17 protein-coding genes are annotated in these 15,202 nt (G+C 43.5%); all 17 read right to left on the reverse strand.

Annotated features, from left to right (window positions below):
- Positions 1-87: 87 nt before the first annotated feature.
- Positions 88-567, reverse strand: coding sequence for a hydrolase (locus WC805_02065; GenBank protein MFA5967278.1), 480 nt, complete (start codon positions 565-567; stop codon positions 88-90).
- Between the two features lie 20 nt (positions 568-587).
- Positions 588-1,229, reverse strand: a complete 642-nt coding sequence (locus WC805_02070; GenBank protein ID MFA5967279.1) for a Type 1 glutamine amidotransferase-like domain-containing protein — start codon at positions 1,227-1,229, stop codon at positions 588-590.
- Complete coding sequence (locus WC805_02075; GenBank protein MFA5967280.1) at positions 1,226-1,618, reverse strand: NUDIX domain-containing protein; 393 nt, start codon at positions 1,616-1,618, stop codon at positions 1,226-1,228. Before WC805_02075 ends, WC805_02070 begins: the two co-directional genes overlap by 4 nt.
- 42 nt (positions 1,619-1,660) lie before the next feature.
- Positions 1,661-2,197, reverse strand: coding sequence for an AAA family ATPase (locus tag WC805_02080; GenBank protein MFA5967281.1), 537 nt, complete (start codon positions 2,195-2,197; stop codon positions 1,661-1,663).
- A gap of 208 nt (positions 2,198-2,405) precedes the next feature.
- Entirely contained in the window at positions 2,406-3,722 is a 1,317-nt protein-coding gene (locus tag WC805_02085) for a radical SAM protein (protein ID MFA5967282.1), read from the reverse strand.
- Between the two features lie 125 nt (positions 3,723-3,847).
- Positions 3,848-5,491: an ABC-F family ATP-binding cassette domain-containing protein gene (locus tag WC805_02090; protein MFA5967283.1), complete on the reverse strand. Its 1,644-nt coding sequence runs from the start codon at positions 5,489-5,491 to the stop codon at positions 3,848-3,850.
- Between the two features lie 190 nt (positions 5,492-5,681).
- Complete coding sequence (locus WC805_02095; GenBank protein MFA5967284.1) at positions 5,682-6,557, reverse strand: MTAP family purine nucleoside phosphorylase; 876 nt, start codon at positions 6,555-6,557, stop codon at positions 5,682-5,684.
- Complete coding sequence (locus tag WC805_02100; GenBank protein MFA5967285.1) at positions 6,451-7,890, reverse strand: radical SAM protein; 1,440 nt, start codon at positions 7,888-7,890, stop codon at positions 6,451-6,453. The genes WC805_02095 and WC805_02100 overlap by 107 nt, the downstream gene beginning before the upstream one ends.
- A gap of 89 nt (positions 7,891-7,979) precedes the next feature.
- The gene (locus WC805_02105; protein ID MFA5967286.1) at positions 7,980-8,156 is read right to left on the reverse strand and encodes a hypothetical protein; all 177 of its coding nucleotides are present in this window, start codon (positions 8,154-8,156) and stop codon (positions 7,980-7,982) included.
- 536 nt (positions 8,157-8,692) lie between these two features.
- A complete protein-coding gene (gene rpoD, locus WC805_02110; GenBank protein ID MFA5967287.1) occupies positions 8,693-10,138 on the reverse strand; it encodes an RNA polymerase sigma factor RpoD in 1,446 nt (481 codons plus the stop codon).
- A 15-nt stretch (positions 10,139-10,153) separates the two neighbouring features.
- A complete protein-coding gene (gene dnaG / locus WC805_02115; GenBank protein MFA5967288.1) occupies positions 10,154-11,887 on the reverse strand; it encodes a DNA primase in 1,734 nt (577 codons plus the stop codon).
- Between the two features lie 75 nt (positions 11,888-11,962).
- The gene (locus WC805_02120) at positions 11,963-12,229 is read right to left on the reverse strand and encodes a DUF3850 domain-containing protein (GenBank protein MFA5967289.1); all 267 of its coding nucleotides are present in this window, start codon (positions 12,227-12,229) and stop codon (positions 11,963-11,965) included.
- A 13-nt stretch (positions 12,230-12,242) separates the two neighbouring features.
- A complete protein-coding gene (locus tag WC805_02125) occupies positions 12,243-13,295 on the reverse strand; it encodes an acyltransferase family protein (protein MFA5967290.1) in 1,053 nt (350 codons plus the stop codon).
- Positions 13,295-13,669 carry a M48 family metallopeptidase gene (locus WC805_02130; GenBank protein MFA5967291.1) on the reverse strand — a complete coding sequence of 125 codons (375 nt, stop codon included), beginning with the start codon at positions 13,667-13,669 and terminating at the stop codon, positions 13,295-13,297. Before WC805_02130 ends, WC805_02125 begins: the two co-directional genes overlap by 1 nt.
- 16 nt (positions 13,670-13,685) lie before the next feature.
- On the reverse strand, positions 13,686-14,057 hold the full coding sequence (locus WC805_02135) for a VOC family protein (GenBank protein ID MFA5967292.1): 372 nt from the start codon (positions 14,055-14,057) through the stop codon (positions 13,686-13,688).
- Entirely contained in the window at positions 14,054-14,614 is a 561-nt protein-coding gene (locus WC805_02140) for a uracil-DNA glycosylase family protein (GenBank protein ID MFA5967293.1), read from the reverse strand. The genes WC805_02135 and WC805_02140 overlap by 4 nt, the downstream gene beginning before the upstream one ends.
- Entirely contained in the window at positions 14,615-15,097 is a 483-nt protein-coding gene (locus WC805_02145; protein MFA5967294.1) for a hypothetical protein, read from the reverse strand. It abuts the gene before it with no gap.
- Positions 15,098-15,202: the final 105 nt, after the last annotated feature.

A 15,202-nucleotide genomic window follows, 5' to 3' on the forward strand; every position in this document is an offset into this window, starting at 1 on the left:
ATTCCCCTATGTATTCTCCGGGGCGGAGCTGCCCGCCTTGATTCGCCAACCTCGACTGATAAACAGACACCAAGCCGGCAGATTAGATTAGTTTATCTGCGCGAAAAGCACCACATAATTCTTGCCGTAGGCCTTGGCGCATTTTGGACAGGTGGTGTAGGAAAAATAAAGCTTTTTTAGTTCCTTGTCCTGACTTTTGACGTATGCTTTCATCTCGGCTGCCCATTTACCCACATTTTGGTAAGGGCCTTCAAATATTTTAGTTAAAAATGTGCCGGAAAGTTTTGCCATTTGCGCGCCCGGAACATCTTTCGCCACATCAATGTAAATATCAGAACCCCACAGTGATTTTTCATTAGTCAACATTAATTGGTAGGGAGATTTAGCATTAGCTTTTTCAATCAAGCCCATATTCTTGACTATCTTCTTCCCCATATCAAGCGGTATGTGCAAGAAATTACAGATATGATCTTTGACAAATAGTTTGTCATTCCAAACTACCTCTTTATCCTGCCACGGTTCCGGATTAAAAGGTTCGCAGCAACCAGTTGATTTTATTGTTTGCATAACCATATATTTATTATTCATTATGATTTAAAAATATTTTTCTCACCTTCGCCAATAATCTTTGTCTTTTTGCCTTTAACTAAGACGGCTTGCTTGTCAGTTAAGGCAATAACTGGATATTTAGCTTTATTGGCAGCTTTGGTTATCACTTCTCTTAAACCCTCTTCAAAATGAGCTGTAATTAGAAAGGGAACCAAGTTTAATCCTCTTAAATCAGTCAGTTTCATATAGTTTCTATCGGCGTGCTTCCAAGAAGCTGCTTCGATAGTTGGACAAGCCACATAACTACCTGCACTAACCCCTACATATACCCCATCTTTTTTAACAAACGCCTTAATAACTTTATCTAAGCCAGTTTTTCTGAGACCGGCAAGATATTCAAAGGTATTGCCGCCAAAAACAAAGATAACATTTATTCCCTTTATATCTTCCGGTTTAATTTTTCTTTCAAACTGGAAAAAAGTTATATTCGACTTTGGTATATTAACTCCCTTAAGCTGTCTAAATAGCCGACGAATATATTTATCGCGGTCAGCGTATTTAGTTGGGGTGATTACGAATAATATTCTGATGTTAGTTGGTTTTTTGCCAACCAGTTTAATAAACTCATCACCAATAGACGGACATTTCCACCAACCTGACGATGTAAGAAGCAATTTCATAATCCTATTTCATCTAATAAAGGGATTCCGTTTGGCCAAATTAACTCTCTGGCTTTAGTAGCATCCACCCATTCAACATTCCCTTCCCCTTCATCAATTTTTTCTATAGGTTTAGCCCAAAACATAGCTACTCTAATAGGTTCACCAGTTTCTCCATGGTGGTAAACCACATCTTGTAAACGCTTGATTATTTCTACCTTATAGCCAGTTTCTTCCAGCGTTTCTCTTAAAGCAACTTGCTCAATATCTTCACCTGTTTCGGCATGTCCTTTTGGAAAAGCCCAGGCACTTCTGTCTTCAGTGGTGACAAGAAGAACATTAGAGCCATCAACCACTACACAACCAGCCTTTAATATCTCTCCTGCATCATTCTTTATTTCCATATTCATATCTTACCAATTCTAACTCAGCAGTAGGCATACAAACTTTTACTAAAGAAGATTTACTATCTCTTGAGCAACCTCTTCTGGTGTTTTGTTTTCCGTATCAATAATGGGCGCGCCTTCTTTCTTGAATATGTCGTATAACCAAGGTGCAGCTGATAAGATATCCTCAATAAATTTATCTAAGGGAACACCTGCCGCCCTGCTGATTTCTGCTATACTCTCTGGGGTTTGGTATCTGCTTAGCAACCGTTTTTTGATAGTGTCATTTGAAGCATGCAGCAAAACCAGCTGAGCCGGAGGGTGGTTTTCTTTACTGTATACTTTCCAAAAACGTTCCGGTTCTACAAAACCGCAAACAATAGTAGACTTCCCGAGCTCTGCATTTTCGGCAGCAGTTTCTAACCAATAGAGAGTCTCGGCATTGTGCCACTCGTGACCACCACCAGCTGGGACACCTCGTTCATCAAAATCTCGGATATCATATTCATCTGCTGAGAGCAGGCTTTTCAGATACTTAATAACTGAGGACTTACCGACTCCGCTAACACCGGAAATAAAATATACTATCGGACTATTTTCCATATTGATATTGTATCCCCTTAGAAGCGGCTGAGTAAAACTCGAGGAAGCGCTATTCTTGCCCTAGGATCGGGATTAATTGCTCCACAGGTAAATGACATTGTAAATTGTCAGTACTCACTGTCGATATACTAGACGGTAATTATCTGAGATTCAAAAGATCGCCCCAACATTGGAGCGATCATGTATTCTTTGGCTTAACGACCAAGGATCAATAATCAACCTTGAATTGAAACGGACTGTATCCATCGTTGACCGTTGCTTTGAAAGCAGTGAAAATTTCCTCTCGGGCTACTCTTGGGTCTACCTCGTAAGGATAGTCGTAAAGTATGCTCCGACGATGCCACTGGCTGTAGTCTTGATGACAAATCCATGATTTGGTTTTGTCGTAGATCTCGGTCCCCGGGAAAGGAACTAAGTATGACACCCCTAGCTCGTAGGGCTTACATTTCTGCACTAGACGAATAGTCGCTTCGATGTCTGCCCGTGTCTCTCCGGGTATAGCTACAATCAAGCACATCCCGGTTTTTATCCCGACTTGTTTGCACAAATCGAAGGCTAACGCCACCTGTGAGTCAGTGAATCCTTTATGGAGTTCTCTCAGAATTCGATTGCTCCCCGACTCAACACCAAAACATAGTTGAGAACAACCAGCTTCTTTCATTTTCCTTAACAGCGCCAAGTCAACGCTATCAACTCGGGTTTCGGCACTCCAGGAAATTGTTGGACCTCCTTTGACCAGCTTTTCACAAATCGACATGACTCGATCACGCTGGTAGCATAAGAAGTCGTCACAGAGCATGATTTCGTCAACGGAGTAGCGCTGATAGAGATACTGCATTTCTCCAACCACTCGTTGTGGTGAATGCGGCCGGAAGCCTTTCCCAGAAACGCCCTTATCGCAAAAACTACATCCATAAGGGCATCCTCTGGAACTAAACATCGTGGCGATGGAAATGCCCACTTCTTTACTTAGATTTTCCAGGTATCTTTCCAACGGCAACAATTCGCGATTTGGTTCTGGAATGGCATCCAAATCTTGCGGTGGCTGGCATTTCACCATTGCCGGTCCAATCAATTTTCTTTGGCGAATCCAATCTTCCAAAGAAACTGATGCCAACAAATCAACCAACATCACGGGAAAATTTTCGGCTTCTCCCTGGACAACCATATCTACATTATCTGCAGATAAGCCCCCATGGGTGATGGCACTAATACCGGGTCCACCAAAGATAATCATTTTCTGGGGATCATTTTCTTTGATACATCGAGCGATACGTAGCGCCTCGCCAATTTCAGTGATAGTAGTGCTGATGCCAATGATACGAGTCCGGATGTTGTCGATACTAGCCTGGTAATCATGTTCGGCCAAGAGCTGGCCATTGATAAATGAAGTTTCCCAGCCGTTCTTTTGGAAAGCTGCTATCAAATAGAGCAATCCCAGCGGTGGATATAATCTAAATTCAATTTCCTCCGCTGGACGGGGAAAAATCAAGGTGATTTCCTTTGCTACCCACTTGGCAGTCATGGTGGCCTCCTTTCAAAGAGCGAGATTAAGATAGAATATCATAACATATTAATTAATATGGTTGATACAAAAAAAAACGGATGGCCGAGAACGGCCATCCGTTGGAATACTCAATGGTTATTACTTTAAAGCATATTGATCAGTCGCTTAGCTTCCCGCTCAGCGTCAGCCAAATATGCTTCGTAGTTTTGTTGACGGTCGAGCTTACCGTCAGAAAGAACATAGGTGTCAGTGGGATTGAACTTCTGGAGAAAATATCGATCGTGTGACACCAACACAATCGTACCTTCATAGTGAGTAACTGCTTCTTCCAGTGCTTCTAGTGCTTCTATGTCCAGATGATTAGTCGGCTCATCAAGAAGCAAAGTATTCACCGATAAAGCAGAGAATAACGCCAATAGCAACCGTGATCTCCCGCCGGGAGAAAGGTTACTCACAGTCTTGCCAATTTCTTCAGGACTAAAACCGTAATGAACAGCTAAAGCATATGCATCAGGAACTGGCAAATGACCTTTTTGCGTTAACAGATCAGAAAGGGTTGTCTCACGAGGAAGATTGTCATGTTCTTGCATTAAATTGCCTATAATCAGCGCATTGCCGACTCTCACCTCCCCCGCTAGGGGCGACAACTCCCCCCCAATTGTTTTGAGGAGAGTGGACTTGCCTGATCCATTCAAACCAAGAATCACCACTCGGCTACCGTAAGGAAAAATAGCAGATATGGGCCCGATTTGAAAACCGCTTTGGGCATATCCGGCAACCACACCTTGCAATACTATGTCCTTGGATCCTCCGGGTTTTAATGGTCTGATATTGATGCGAAACAATTCTCGCTCGAGCGGTTTTTCAACTTTCTCCATCTGCTCAATGCGCTTTTCGATTGCCTTTGCAGCTCGACTAGAGCCGGCCGCCCGATCCCGTTTAAACCCTTGCAGAAACTTGTCGCTAGCGGAGCCGCGAAAGTTGGCACCTTTGGCCGCTTGAGCCCGTTTAGACTTAGCTGCCCCAACCAGCCGTTGAGTTTCCTCTTGTTGTGCCTCATAATCAGCTGCCTGTTTTCTGCGTTCCTTTTCTCTCCGTTCCAAATAGTCGGAATATCGACCATTAGTAACATTGAGCGAACGAGTATGCCAGTCAATTTCGAAAATCTTTCTAACCACTCGATCAAGAAACGTGCGGTCATGAGAAACCACCAAACAAGCTGCTGGTGATCGCATCAAAAAATCTTCGAGCCAAATCAAAGCTGAGAGATCAAGGTTGTTGGTCGGCTCGTCTAATAGCAGTAAATCCGCATCGGACAATAGCACACCGGCCATCAATACCTTGCTTTTCTGACCGGATGACAATGTGTTAATCGATCGATCATTGTCAACACCGCTCAAACCGAATCCCGCTAGGGTTATTTGCATTCGATAGTCGAAAGAATAACCTCCTCGGCTCTCGTATTCTTCAACTGCTTCTGGAGATGTTTCAAGCTGGGCTTCCAGATCCCCAATACCCGTTACTCTACGTAAATAGTCACCAATGGTTTCGTCGGTCATCAGGCTGGTGTCCTGCGGCATATAGCCAATAGTTAGGCCCTTGCGCAAAGTGACAGTGCCGGCATCAGGCTCAACTAACCCCGCAATGATTTGCAGGAGAGTTGATTTACCCGTGCCATTACCACCAACTAGCCCTACCTTCTGACCTTTTTCCAACGAAAACGAAATATCATTGATGACCGTAACGGTCTCGTAGGTTTTGCCAATTCGTTCAATCTTGACTTCCATGATTTCGCTCCTTTTTTATTATTTTCTCATGGAACTAAGAAAAATTTGTCAAAGCCCCATTTCCCCCTGGGGACAGAATGTTCCCATTCTTACAATTGAGGGTAGCACAACCTGGTAGCTTTGTCCATGAATAAACACATACGGAAATCTCCCCAGATTGTGGGGAGATTCAGGTTCAAATTTAACTGGGTCAACTTCGAGCTTTGTAATACTCCGCTATTCTGGTACCCGCACAGTTACAAGTCACCAGTTCCGTAGCATGCCCCGCCAGCCGGGAAATCAGTTTTAGTGTATTGACAGTGTTGCTCTGGAAGATGGCTAAAACCTTCTCCATATTGCCAGGTTGCATTGATAGACTGCTAGGCACTCCTACATCGTAATCAGTTACTGATGCGACTGCGCCATAGCAAATTCCGAGCTCGTGAGCAAAATAACATTCTGGGTACTGAGTCATATTGACTACATGCCCTCCCCACAGCATGAACATCTTGCTTTCCGCCACGGTAGAAAACCGTGGCCCTTGGATAACAACCACTGTTCCGCCAATCCGATGGGGTATTCCGCTCAACTCCAGCTCCCGCTCCATTATCCCGCTCAGGTGAGAGCAATAAGGAGCACTCATGCCAAGATGAACAACTTCAGAGTCCACCGTCGAGGTATCATCACGCCCCCAGGTAAAGTTGATGAACTGGTCTAGGATCACCAGTGTACCTGGAGCTATACTTTCCTGCAGACTACCCACCACACAAGTCGCAATAACATGGTTCGCGCCGACGGATTTTAACGCGAATAAGTTGGCCTTATAGGGCACTTTATGCGGTAGGATGGTGTGGTCTTTGCCATGCCGAGGTAAAAAAGCAATTCGACTGCCATTACAATCGCCCACACTAATTGCAGACGAAGGTTTTCCATATGGCGTGTCTACATCCACTTCTTTTTGGATATTAAACCCCGGCAGACTACATAGGCCCGATCCTCCGATGATACCGATAACTCCAGAAAGGGATTTGCCCGTTGAGAAGTTGGCATCGCCGGTTTGGCTCAAGAATTCTCCAGATGAGTCCATGTGTAATCTCCTGGGTAAAGACAGTATTTCCTGCATCTGTAGCAGTAACACTGCCTAATAGCTCGTGTGTTCCCCATGCACATCCTCCACCATCCAACATGCCGTAATTCTTGCCAAGGATTTTACGATCACTAATGAGAGGAACACGCTGCCTCCAAGCTTTCACTGTTTTAGTGTCAGCAATTCTGAAAGAAGCAGGCAGTTCGCTAACATGTCCCTGATCACACCGAAGAAATGGACAATTAGTTACTTGGCCATCAGGCTGAATTACCAACTGGCTGCCATAACAAGTGCAATCAATGCTAAAAGGTAGTGCTTGGCGCAAGGCCGTCAGTTTTTTCTCCAGCTGATACTCAAAAAAATCATCGCCATCGGTTTGATGTGCATCATTCCAGCCGGAAAGGACACCCTGAGCAGCGGCTAGGTAATAACTGTCCGGATCGATCGCTAACGGAGACTCTAACAAAGCATTCCCTTTCAGTAAATTAAAGCCAAACTTGGACACGCCTAGATCTTGCAAGAATTTCGGATACTCGTCCAGGATGGCGATATTCTCTGCATTAATGATCACCGATGCTACAACCTTTACTCGGTTAGCCGTCAGGATTTTGATTGCCTGGGCAATTCCGGCAAAAGTTGGTTCCCCGGCAGAGGTCCGCCTTGATTTGTTATTGATTGCAGAAGGACCGTCAATGCCGACTGCTACCATAACCTTATGGTCCGCTAACAGCTTGACTAGCTCCTCATCGATCAATATGCCATTAGTACATAACATTAGCTCCAAATTCTGGGGTAGCCTTCCCAGAGCCTTCTCTGCTTCCACAAAAGGCAAAACCTTCTCGAACACTGGGCGGTTCAATAGAGGTTCTCCTCCGTAGAAAACTAGAAAGAAGGGCTCACTGTCTTCACCTGAAAAGTCCTCGATATGTTTCTCCCATAATTGGATCCCGGCAACTGCATCGTCCCAAGACAATTTACTGTCACCGTATTGTTTTGCCAATTTGGGGATCGGACAATATCCGCAGGCAAAGTTACAGTTCTGTGCCAACATTAAATACAGGATGGTTGGCCGATCTAAGAGCTGGATTGCCCATTTCTGGGCAACTTCCAACTCTTGCTGGTCGATCTCCGATGATGCTATCAACATCTTTTTCTCGCATAGTTCAACGACTAGATCATTCAAGCAGAGATTACCCGGCAACCTGCCATCCATGGCATTCCAAACTGTGGTTGGCAAATACACAGGCTCCGGATGTAATTGATGGAAAAGTGCTGATATTCCATCCTGCTCCAAATGACAAAGAAATCGAGATTCCTGGAAAAACTGATCCATAATTATCCCTTCTTTCTGAAGAAAAAGCCCCCGTGTCCAAACGGGGGCTACATGTGGTCTCACTGTACGCAAAAGCGAATTGCGGTCGGTTACTCTCTTACCTTTTCGGCCGCTTCGAGCAACTGCTCCTTGGTCAACTTGACCTGGTTGCCATCATCGTCAGTGATCTTCACGTTGCCTTCGCGCTTGTTGACTTCCACGGTGGGGCAACAGCCTTTAACACCGCAGAGTTTGTAGCGCTTAATGTCCTCATTATTGGGCATCATTGGCCCTCCTTTTTCATGAATTTGAGGTCAAAGATCATGCAGAACTACTTCTGCTTAACCCAAACTTACCTCATTAAACAGAATTAGTCCATATGACGGTCTCTACAGGCACAAATGAGACAATGGCAAGGGGATATGAAAATATCTCATATATGGCCTAATAATCAGTCTAATAGTCAAATCAACCAAGATAGGCACCTCGGTCATTTGATTCGTTTTTATTTGGCTCCGGGGGAGGGATTCGAACCCACGACCAATTGATTACACAAATCCATAATTTTCATTATGGCGTGGACTATATCTTTACCATGCCTCATTTGGAGAGGTTTAGGCATCTCGGTATCTAGTCTCTACGGCGCCCTCAATTTTAAATTGAGGTTCCCACGGTGTTAACATATCTCACGACTTAGTCTTCACCGTTATCCCAAGATGTTCACTTTGGCGTTTCCACCAAAGGCTGCGTTTTATGATCACAGTCAACTGCTCTACCGCTGAGCTACCCCGGATTGTCAAATTACTTACCTATATATTCTAACCTATTCGAGATAATCCTTTAATTTCTTAGAATCTTTAGATTTTTTGAGTTTCGCGAGGGCTTTGGCTTCGATCTGGCGAATGCGCTCGCGCGTTACTCCAAATTCATGCCCGACTTCTTCTAAAGTATGTGCCCACTCCCCGTCTAAGCCAAAGCGCATCTTTAATATTTTCTGTTCCCGCGGGGTAAGTAGATGCAACACACTACCTATATCTGACTTCAATAAATCTTGGGCGGATTGTTCATCTGGCGTTAAACTATCTTCATCTTTGATAAAATCGCCCAGCAGGCTATCGTCTTCATCACCGACAGATTTCTCTAACGACACGGTTTCCTGTGAAATTTTAAGGATGTGGTTAACCTTTTCTAATTCAATCCCCATTTCGTTGGCAATTTCCTCAGGTGAAGGCGGCCGACCCAACTCTTGCACCATCTGCCGCTGAGTGCGTGCCAAGCGATTCATCGTTTCGACCATATGCACCGGAATCCGGATAGTGCGGGCTTGGTCTGCGATCGCCCGGGTAATGGCCTGTTTAATCCACCAGGTCGCATAAGTAGAGAATTTAAACCCGCGTTTGTAGTCGAATTTATCTACCGCTTTCATCAAACCGATATTGCCTTCCTGGATTAAATCCAGGAGCGACAATCCCCGGCCGATATATTTCTTAGCAATACTTACAACTAACCGCAAGTTGGCTTCGGCTAAGGCTTTGGCAGCCATCGTGTCGCCAGCTGCCACCCGTTTAGCTAAAGCCACTTCTTCCGGCTTCTTCAATAAGGCGATCTGCCCAATTTCCTTCAAATACATCCGCACCGAATCTTCGCCAATCGCTTCGGTGGATTCTTCTTCGCTCAATCCTTTTTTGACCGGTTTTTTACTCTTGCGGACTTTCTTAGTTTCTACATCCGAAGCTCCGGATTGCCAAATCAGATCCTCGCGCAAATCTACCACTTCTATCCCTAAATCTAAGAAGGATTCGTACAGCTTATCCAGTAGCTCGATGTTATTTTCGGCATCAGGAACTGCTTGATTTAATTCCTGCTGCGTAACAAAATTTTGGTCTTGCGCTTTCAGTAATAAATATTCGATCTCTGGCGGAAAATTGTACTTTTTTAGTTTATCCTTAAAACTTTGAACTTCTTCTATCTCGTCTTCCAGTTGTAATTCCGGCTCCTGTTGTTCTACGACTGGAATAACTAGTTCTTCGATTTTTTTTATTTTCTTTTTTGGTTTAATTACTGCTTTGACAGGTTTCTTGGCTGCTTTTTTGGCCGCTGGTTTTGCGCGGTGCGGGGCCTTCACCGCTTTCTTCAATTTATGAGCCGTTTTTTTCACCGGCTTAGTTGCCTTTTTGGCAAATTTAGCCTTCTTTCTTGAAGGCATAGTGGTTTTTCTCTGCTTAGCTTTTGCCGAAGCAGACTTCTTGGCTGATTGTTTCTTCGCCATATAAAAATAAAATAATTAAAATTGTCGGTTGAATTCCTCTAAAAATTCTTGCAACTTAACTGCATCACCCATCTGCTCGGCTACAATAATCTGGCGATTGAGTTCTGCCAGGGTCAGTTTGGTTTGGCGTTGCTTCAGTAGATTAATGTAAAATTTCAACTCTTGTTCCACATCCTTCTCTGGCATATCGGCATAATACTCCTCTGTCGTCATGAGAGTTTCTAGGAGATCCACCTTTTCCTGATAGTCCAGTTTGGCCAGCAGACCGTCAAGAGAAAATTCTCTCCCAGTATAGCAATTTTTTAGTTCCGCGTAAACTTTTTCTGTAAAAGGGTGGGGCCATTTCAGATTATTCAGCTCACTCTGGACTTTTTCCCAATAATTTGGCCTAAAAGTTAGTATGCCCAAAATCCGCTTTTCCAGCCAATCCGTTCTGTCTGCCGGCTTAATTTCTCCTTTAGGCAAGCCGATCTTATTCGGCTTACGCTTAACTTCTAGATTTTTCAACGCCTCGTACAAATTGGTTTGACTGATACCTAACGTTTCGGAAAGTTTTTTGACATACTGATCTTTTTCGACCGGACTGCCTAATAAATTGATCGCTGGCAGCACTTCGGCGACAACTTTCTTTTTATCGTTAACGGAAGTAGTGCCATATTTTTTAGTAGCATAACTGATATAAAAATCAACGATCGGGATCGCTGCCGCGACGGTCGCTCGCCATTTGGCCGGATCAGCTTTAGCACATTCATCCGGATCTTTGAATCCTTCTAAAACAGCTATTTTGATTTCTAAATCCTTTGCCGAAGCCAATTCAATTACCCGCTTGGTGGCTTCACTGCCCGCTCCATCGGCGTCTAAGGCTAAAATCAAAGTTTCGGCGTGTCGGCGCAAAATATCCAGTTGCTCGAGAGTAAGTGCCGTGCCCGATGAGGCTACTACATTGGTCACGCCAGCTTGGTACGAAGATAGGGCATCCATTTGTCCTTCCACTAATACAACTGTTTTCTTTTCTTGGATACTTTCTTTAGTCACTGACAGGCCATATAAAATTCTGCCTTTGTTAAATATGGGGGTTTCGGGTGAATTTAGATATTTAGGCTGATCGTTATTATCCAAAACCCGGCCAGTAAACCCCACCACTCTCCCACCAACATCTGTGATGGGGAACATCAAGCGATGACGAAATTTATCGTATTGTTTACCGTTGCGATTGACGATCAGTCCAGCTTTTTCAATTTCTTCCGGGGTGAATTCTTTGCGCCGTAAAAATTTAAACAAGAAATCCCAGCCAGCAGGGGCATAACCTAACCGAAATTTGGTAATAGTTTCCGGGGCCACCCCGCGATTAATCAAGTAATTCATTGCTTGCCGCCCCGCCACCGTATCTGCCATATATTTCTCAAAAAACTTAGCCGATAGCTCGTTGATAGCGAGCAACTTGCTTTTGACCCCCCAATCCCGCGGTCGGGTTTTTAATTCTACTCCGGCACGCTCGGCGAGCTCTCCTAAAGCTTCTGTGAATTCTAACCCCTCCTTTTTCATCAAGAACCCAAAGATGTCGCCGCCCGCCCCACAACCAAAACAGTGCCAGATCTGCTTATCTGGGCTCACGATCAGCGAGGGGTCTTTGTCCCCATGGAATGGGCAAACCGTCCGGAAGTTGCGTCCGGCTTTTTTCAGGGGTAGATACTGCCCAATAAACTCGACAATATCTACTTTGGCTTTGATTTCGTCCAGCTGGTCCATCACCCACCATTATACCCTGTGGGATTCAACGGCTCACAGGTGAGCCGTTGATCACAAACTTTATTTAATCCTCTCTTACTCCAAAGAAATTATCTGAATACCTTTATCTAGGATTTCTTCGGTGGGCCAAAAAGAATTTTTAAGATCAAGCTTGCCCACATAAGTCACTTTTTTCTCGACATTTCTCCCGGTGTATTGTTTGGTAGCCGGATCCCATTCTTCTAATACTAATGTGTCGCCTTCATTAACCTCAAAATCATTCAGACGCCAATCATACTTTTTCTTGCCGGAGGCTATATCTTCGAGATATCCCGGCCACATTTTCTTCTTTACAATCGCCATATTTCCTCCCTAATTAATAACTATTTCTATCCAACCTTTTTATTCTACCAAACAGCCAGACAATTACGGCAAGAGGCACCGTTGTCCAGATCAACATATGATCGCAGGGTAATAACCAATAAGTTAGATCAATCACTACCCAATGTGCTACATAAATAAACAACGAAGCATCTCCTAACACTTGCAATACCCCCAGAATCCATTTAACTATTGATGATTTGATTAGTTTAATGATTTTTAGTAGCCAGACCAGCCCAAGCATGACTGCAAAACCAGCGACAATAGCATACAAGTTAAGCGGATAGATGTGCCAATTAAATGACCACGGGCTAGGACCGGTTTGCCAAACTAAATAAATCAGCGTAGCTAATCCGGCCAGTCCGATGAATAATTTACCGGCATACTTTTCAAATCCCCACATAGCTAGATAAAAACCAGCCAAATACGGTATCAGCCAAAGCGCCAAGGGAAACATAATATTGCTTCGTGCCCACAAAAAATCTGTGAACATGTTATGCGGCCAAGTCACTCCGTAATTCAGCAACACTACTAATAACAAGGTGATGGCAATAGTAATTCTTGAATACTTGACCCGTTGAACCAGATAAATAAATAGCGGAGAAATAATTAAATAAGCTCCGATAGTCAAAAGAATACTGATGGGAACGGTAAATGATTTTAAAGTCAAAACATGCCCAAGATCCAGCCAGCCTTTTTCACTAAACTGCCAATAGAATGGTTCGGTGTCAAAATTAAACACCCACAATTTTATTAAATTATACGCATAATAAATACCGATTAGTTTTAATCCATGCCCTACTAACCGCCAGCCTACCTGGGGAGAATTTGTGTTGCGAGCATAGGCAATAAACACTACACTCCCAGCTAGAGCTACAAAAAATATCAACCCCAAATAAAGCCACTCCTGGCCGGCCTTGCCAAACGAACTAAGTTCAGCCCCCGACCAATCTACTAAATGAATCGTGATAATAGCCAAAATCGCTAATCCCCGCAGATAAGAAATATATGGATTGCGATTCGATTTAATCTTGGATTGATTCTTCATTACATTACCCTACCTCGAAGCTCTTTTCTGATCTGCTTATGATCTGGGATGGTTTTGGCGACTAATTCCCAGAATTTTTTTGAGTGATTAAACTCCCCTAAATGGCACAATTCGTGCACAACAATATAATCCGCTACTTCTAGGGGTAATAAGACCACTCGATAATTAAAATTGAGATTGCCTTTTTTAGAACAGCTCCCCCAACGGCTGCGCTGGTTCCGAATACTAACCCGCTTAATCGGAAATTGATACTGTCGGTTAAAATGAGCTAGTCGCTCCGACACCAATGCCCGAGCTTGTTCTTTATACTCTAAGAATTCGGCCCTTTTATATCGCCGGATCCTGAATCTAACAATAGAGCCCAATCGTGCCAATTCAGACTTTTAGTTCTTATGATCTTATCGGTGAATAAAAAACTAGCTTGTATCCATCCGGATCTTTTACGACAAACTCGCGTTTGCCCCAAGGCCAGGTTTTCGGCTCGGTCCTGGGAACAATACCATTACTCTGAATGGTTTCAAAGTATTTATCCGCATCATCAACTTCTATATAGGTATATATACCTAGTCCTTTTGGTTGCAGCCCCGATTCGTTCCGAATGGGAGTTTTATTCTCATCAATGAACACTAAAGTGAAATCGCCCAGTTTTATCTTCAATTGATCTTCTGATTTTTGTATATCAAAACCTAGCTGCGTATAAAATTGCGCGGTTTGCTCGAGATTACTGACAAAAAACAAGTTGGAGTGAAATCTTTTAATCATAATAGAATTCGTTTTATCTTATTTCTTTTATTAAGAATGATTTCCAAGTTTTTATTATGTCCATGTGGGCTCGCCGGGGATGGATGCCAGAGCGGTAATATAAACAGTTTTTTATATTGATAAACAACCGGGTTGATCTCCCCTATCACCAGTTTAACGCCAAAAACTTCTTCTAATATATCTTTGGTAATTACTCCTAAGGAAAAGATAATTTTTATTGGATATGTGCTTACCTGAGACAAAAGATGATCTCCCGAACGAAGACCACAAGATTTTAGTATTTTACGATTATTTCCTATATAACACTTGGCTATTTCTGTAAAAGCACATCTCTCAAGAGTGAGATTAAGACCAGCTAACTCTTCGTTCAGTCGTTTGCCCGTAGGCACCAACTTACCTTCCGGAGTATAGAAAGCTTTTCCAGAATTAACCCAACCATTCCGAGCTAGCGATTCACCTAGGATAAGAACCTTACTGCCAACCCCGACCCCTGGTTGAAAGAAAAATGAAGGCGGTTTAGTTTGGATACTGCCACAGTTATGAATTTCTTCTACCATCTACTCTGACTGACTTGAGGTATTTTTCGTTTTCTGTAAATATCCTTTAGCTATATCGGCCACACCTTCATTTTCAGTAAATTCGGTTAGTGTAGATTGGATTTTGTCTAATAGAGAGATAATCCGTTCATCAGAACTGCGCTGAGCTAAAGCACAAGCAGCTCGGAATCTAGGGTAAGGATTCTCTTCATCAGTTTTCTGCATTAAGTTAAGTAGATTCTCTATATCGGAATCTTCTAATTCCTGATTGGTTAATTCTAAAGTGCTGGCGGCCAAATCGCGCAATCCAGAATCTTCATTATCTAAATTATCCTTGGCCCATTCCACTACCGCGGGGCTATCGGCAATTTCTGGCAAAGTGGCATCTATCTCTTTCCAACCCTCGGAATCATTGCGCTGAGCTAAAGCTATTATTTTTTCCAAAGTCTCGCGCTCTTCTTCATTATCCATATTGTTTTCCCCCATTCTTTCTTGGTATTTCATATTTCTTAATTATTAGTTTATTCCAGCTGGTAAACGCCTCTCGGCTACGCTCGAGGCACTCGACTGTCCGCTCTGGTCGTAGACCACGAGCGAGCTTAACTTTAT

The organism is Patescibacteria group bacterium, assembly GCA_041659905.1.
GTDB lineage: Bacteria > Patescibacteriota > Kazan-3B-28 > Kazan-3B-28 > UBA10110 > UBA10110.

Coding starts and splice junctions, on each gene's coding strand:
- WC805_02065 (MFA5967278.1), bottom strand. CDS start 567: ATGCAAACAATAAAATCAACTGGTTGCTGCGAACCTTTTAATCCGGAA.
- WC805_02070 (MFA5967279.1), bottom strand. CDS start 1,229: ATGAAATTGCTTCTTACATCGTCAGGTTGGTGGAAATGTCCGTCTATT.
- WC805_02075 (MFA5967280.1), bottom strand. CDS start 1,618: ATGAATATGGAAATAAAGAATGATGCAGGAGAGATATTAAAGGCTGGT.
- WC805_02080 (MFA5967281.1), bottom strand. CDS start 2,197: ATGGAAAATAGTCCGATAGTATATTTTATTTCCGGTGTTAGCGGAGTC.
- WC805_02085 (MFA5967282.1), bottom strand. CDS start 3,722: ATGACTGCCAAGTGGGTAGCAAAGGAAATCACCTTGATTTTTCCCCGT.
- WC805_02090 (MFA5967283.1), bottom strand. CDS start 5,491: ATGGAAGTCAAGATTGAACGAATTGGCAAAACCTACGAGACCGTTACG.
- WC805_02095 (MFA5967284.1), bottom strand. CDS start 6,557: ATGGACTCATCTGGAGAATTCTTGAGCCAAACCGGCGATGCCAACTTC.
- WC805_02100 (MFA5967285.1), bottom strand. CDS start 7,890: ATGGATCAGTTTTTCCAGGAATCTCGATTTCTTTGTCATTTGGAGCAG.
- WC805_02105 (MFA5967286.1), bottom strand. CDS start 8,156: ATGATGCCCAATAATGAGGACATTAAGCGCTACAAACTCTGCGGTGTT.
- rpoD (MFA5967287.1), bottom strand. CDS start 10,138: ATGGCGAAGAAACAATCAGCCAAGAAGTCTGCTTCGGCAAAAGCTAAG.
- dnaG (MFA5967288.1), bottom strand. CDS start 11,887: ATGGACCAGCTGGACGAAATCAAAGCCAAAGTAGATATTGTCGAGTTT.
- WC805_02120 (MFA5967289.1), bottom strand. CDS start 12,229: ATGGCGATTGTAAAGAAGAAAATGTGGCCGGGATATCTCGAAGATATA.
- WC805_02125 (MFA5967290.1), bottom strand. CDS start 13,295: ATGAAGAATCAATCCAAGATTAAATCGAATCGCAATCCATATATTTCT.
- WC805_02135 (MFA5967292.1), bottom strand. CDS start 14,057: ATGATTAAAAGATTTCACTCCAACTTGTTTTTTGTCAGTAATCTCGAG.
- WC805_02140 (MFA5967293.1), bottom strand. CDS start 14,614: ATGGTAGAAGAAATTCATAACTGTGGCAGTATCCAAACTAAACCGCCT.
- WC805_02145 (MFA5967294.1), bottom strand. CDS start 15,097: ATGAAATACCAAGAAAGAATGGGGGAAAACAATATGGATAATGAAGAA.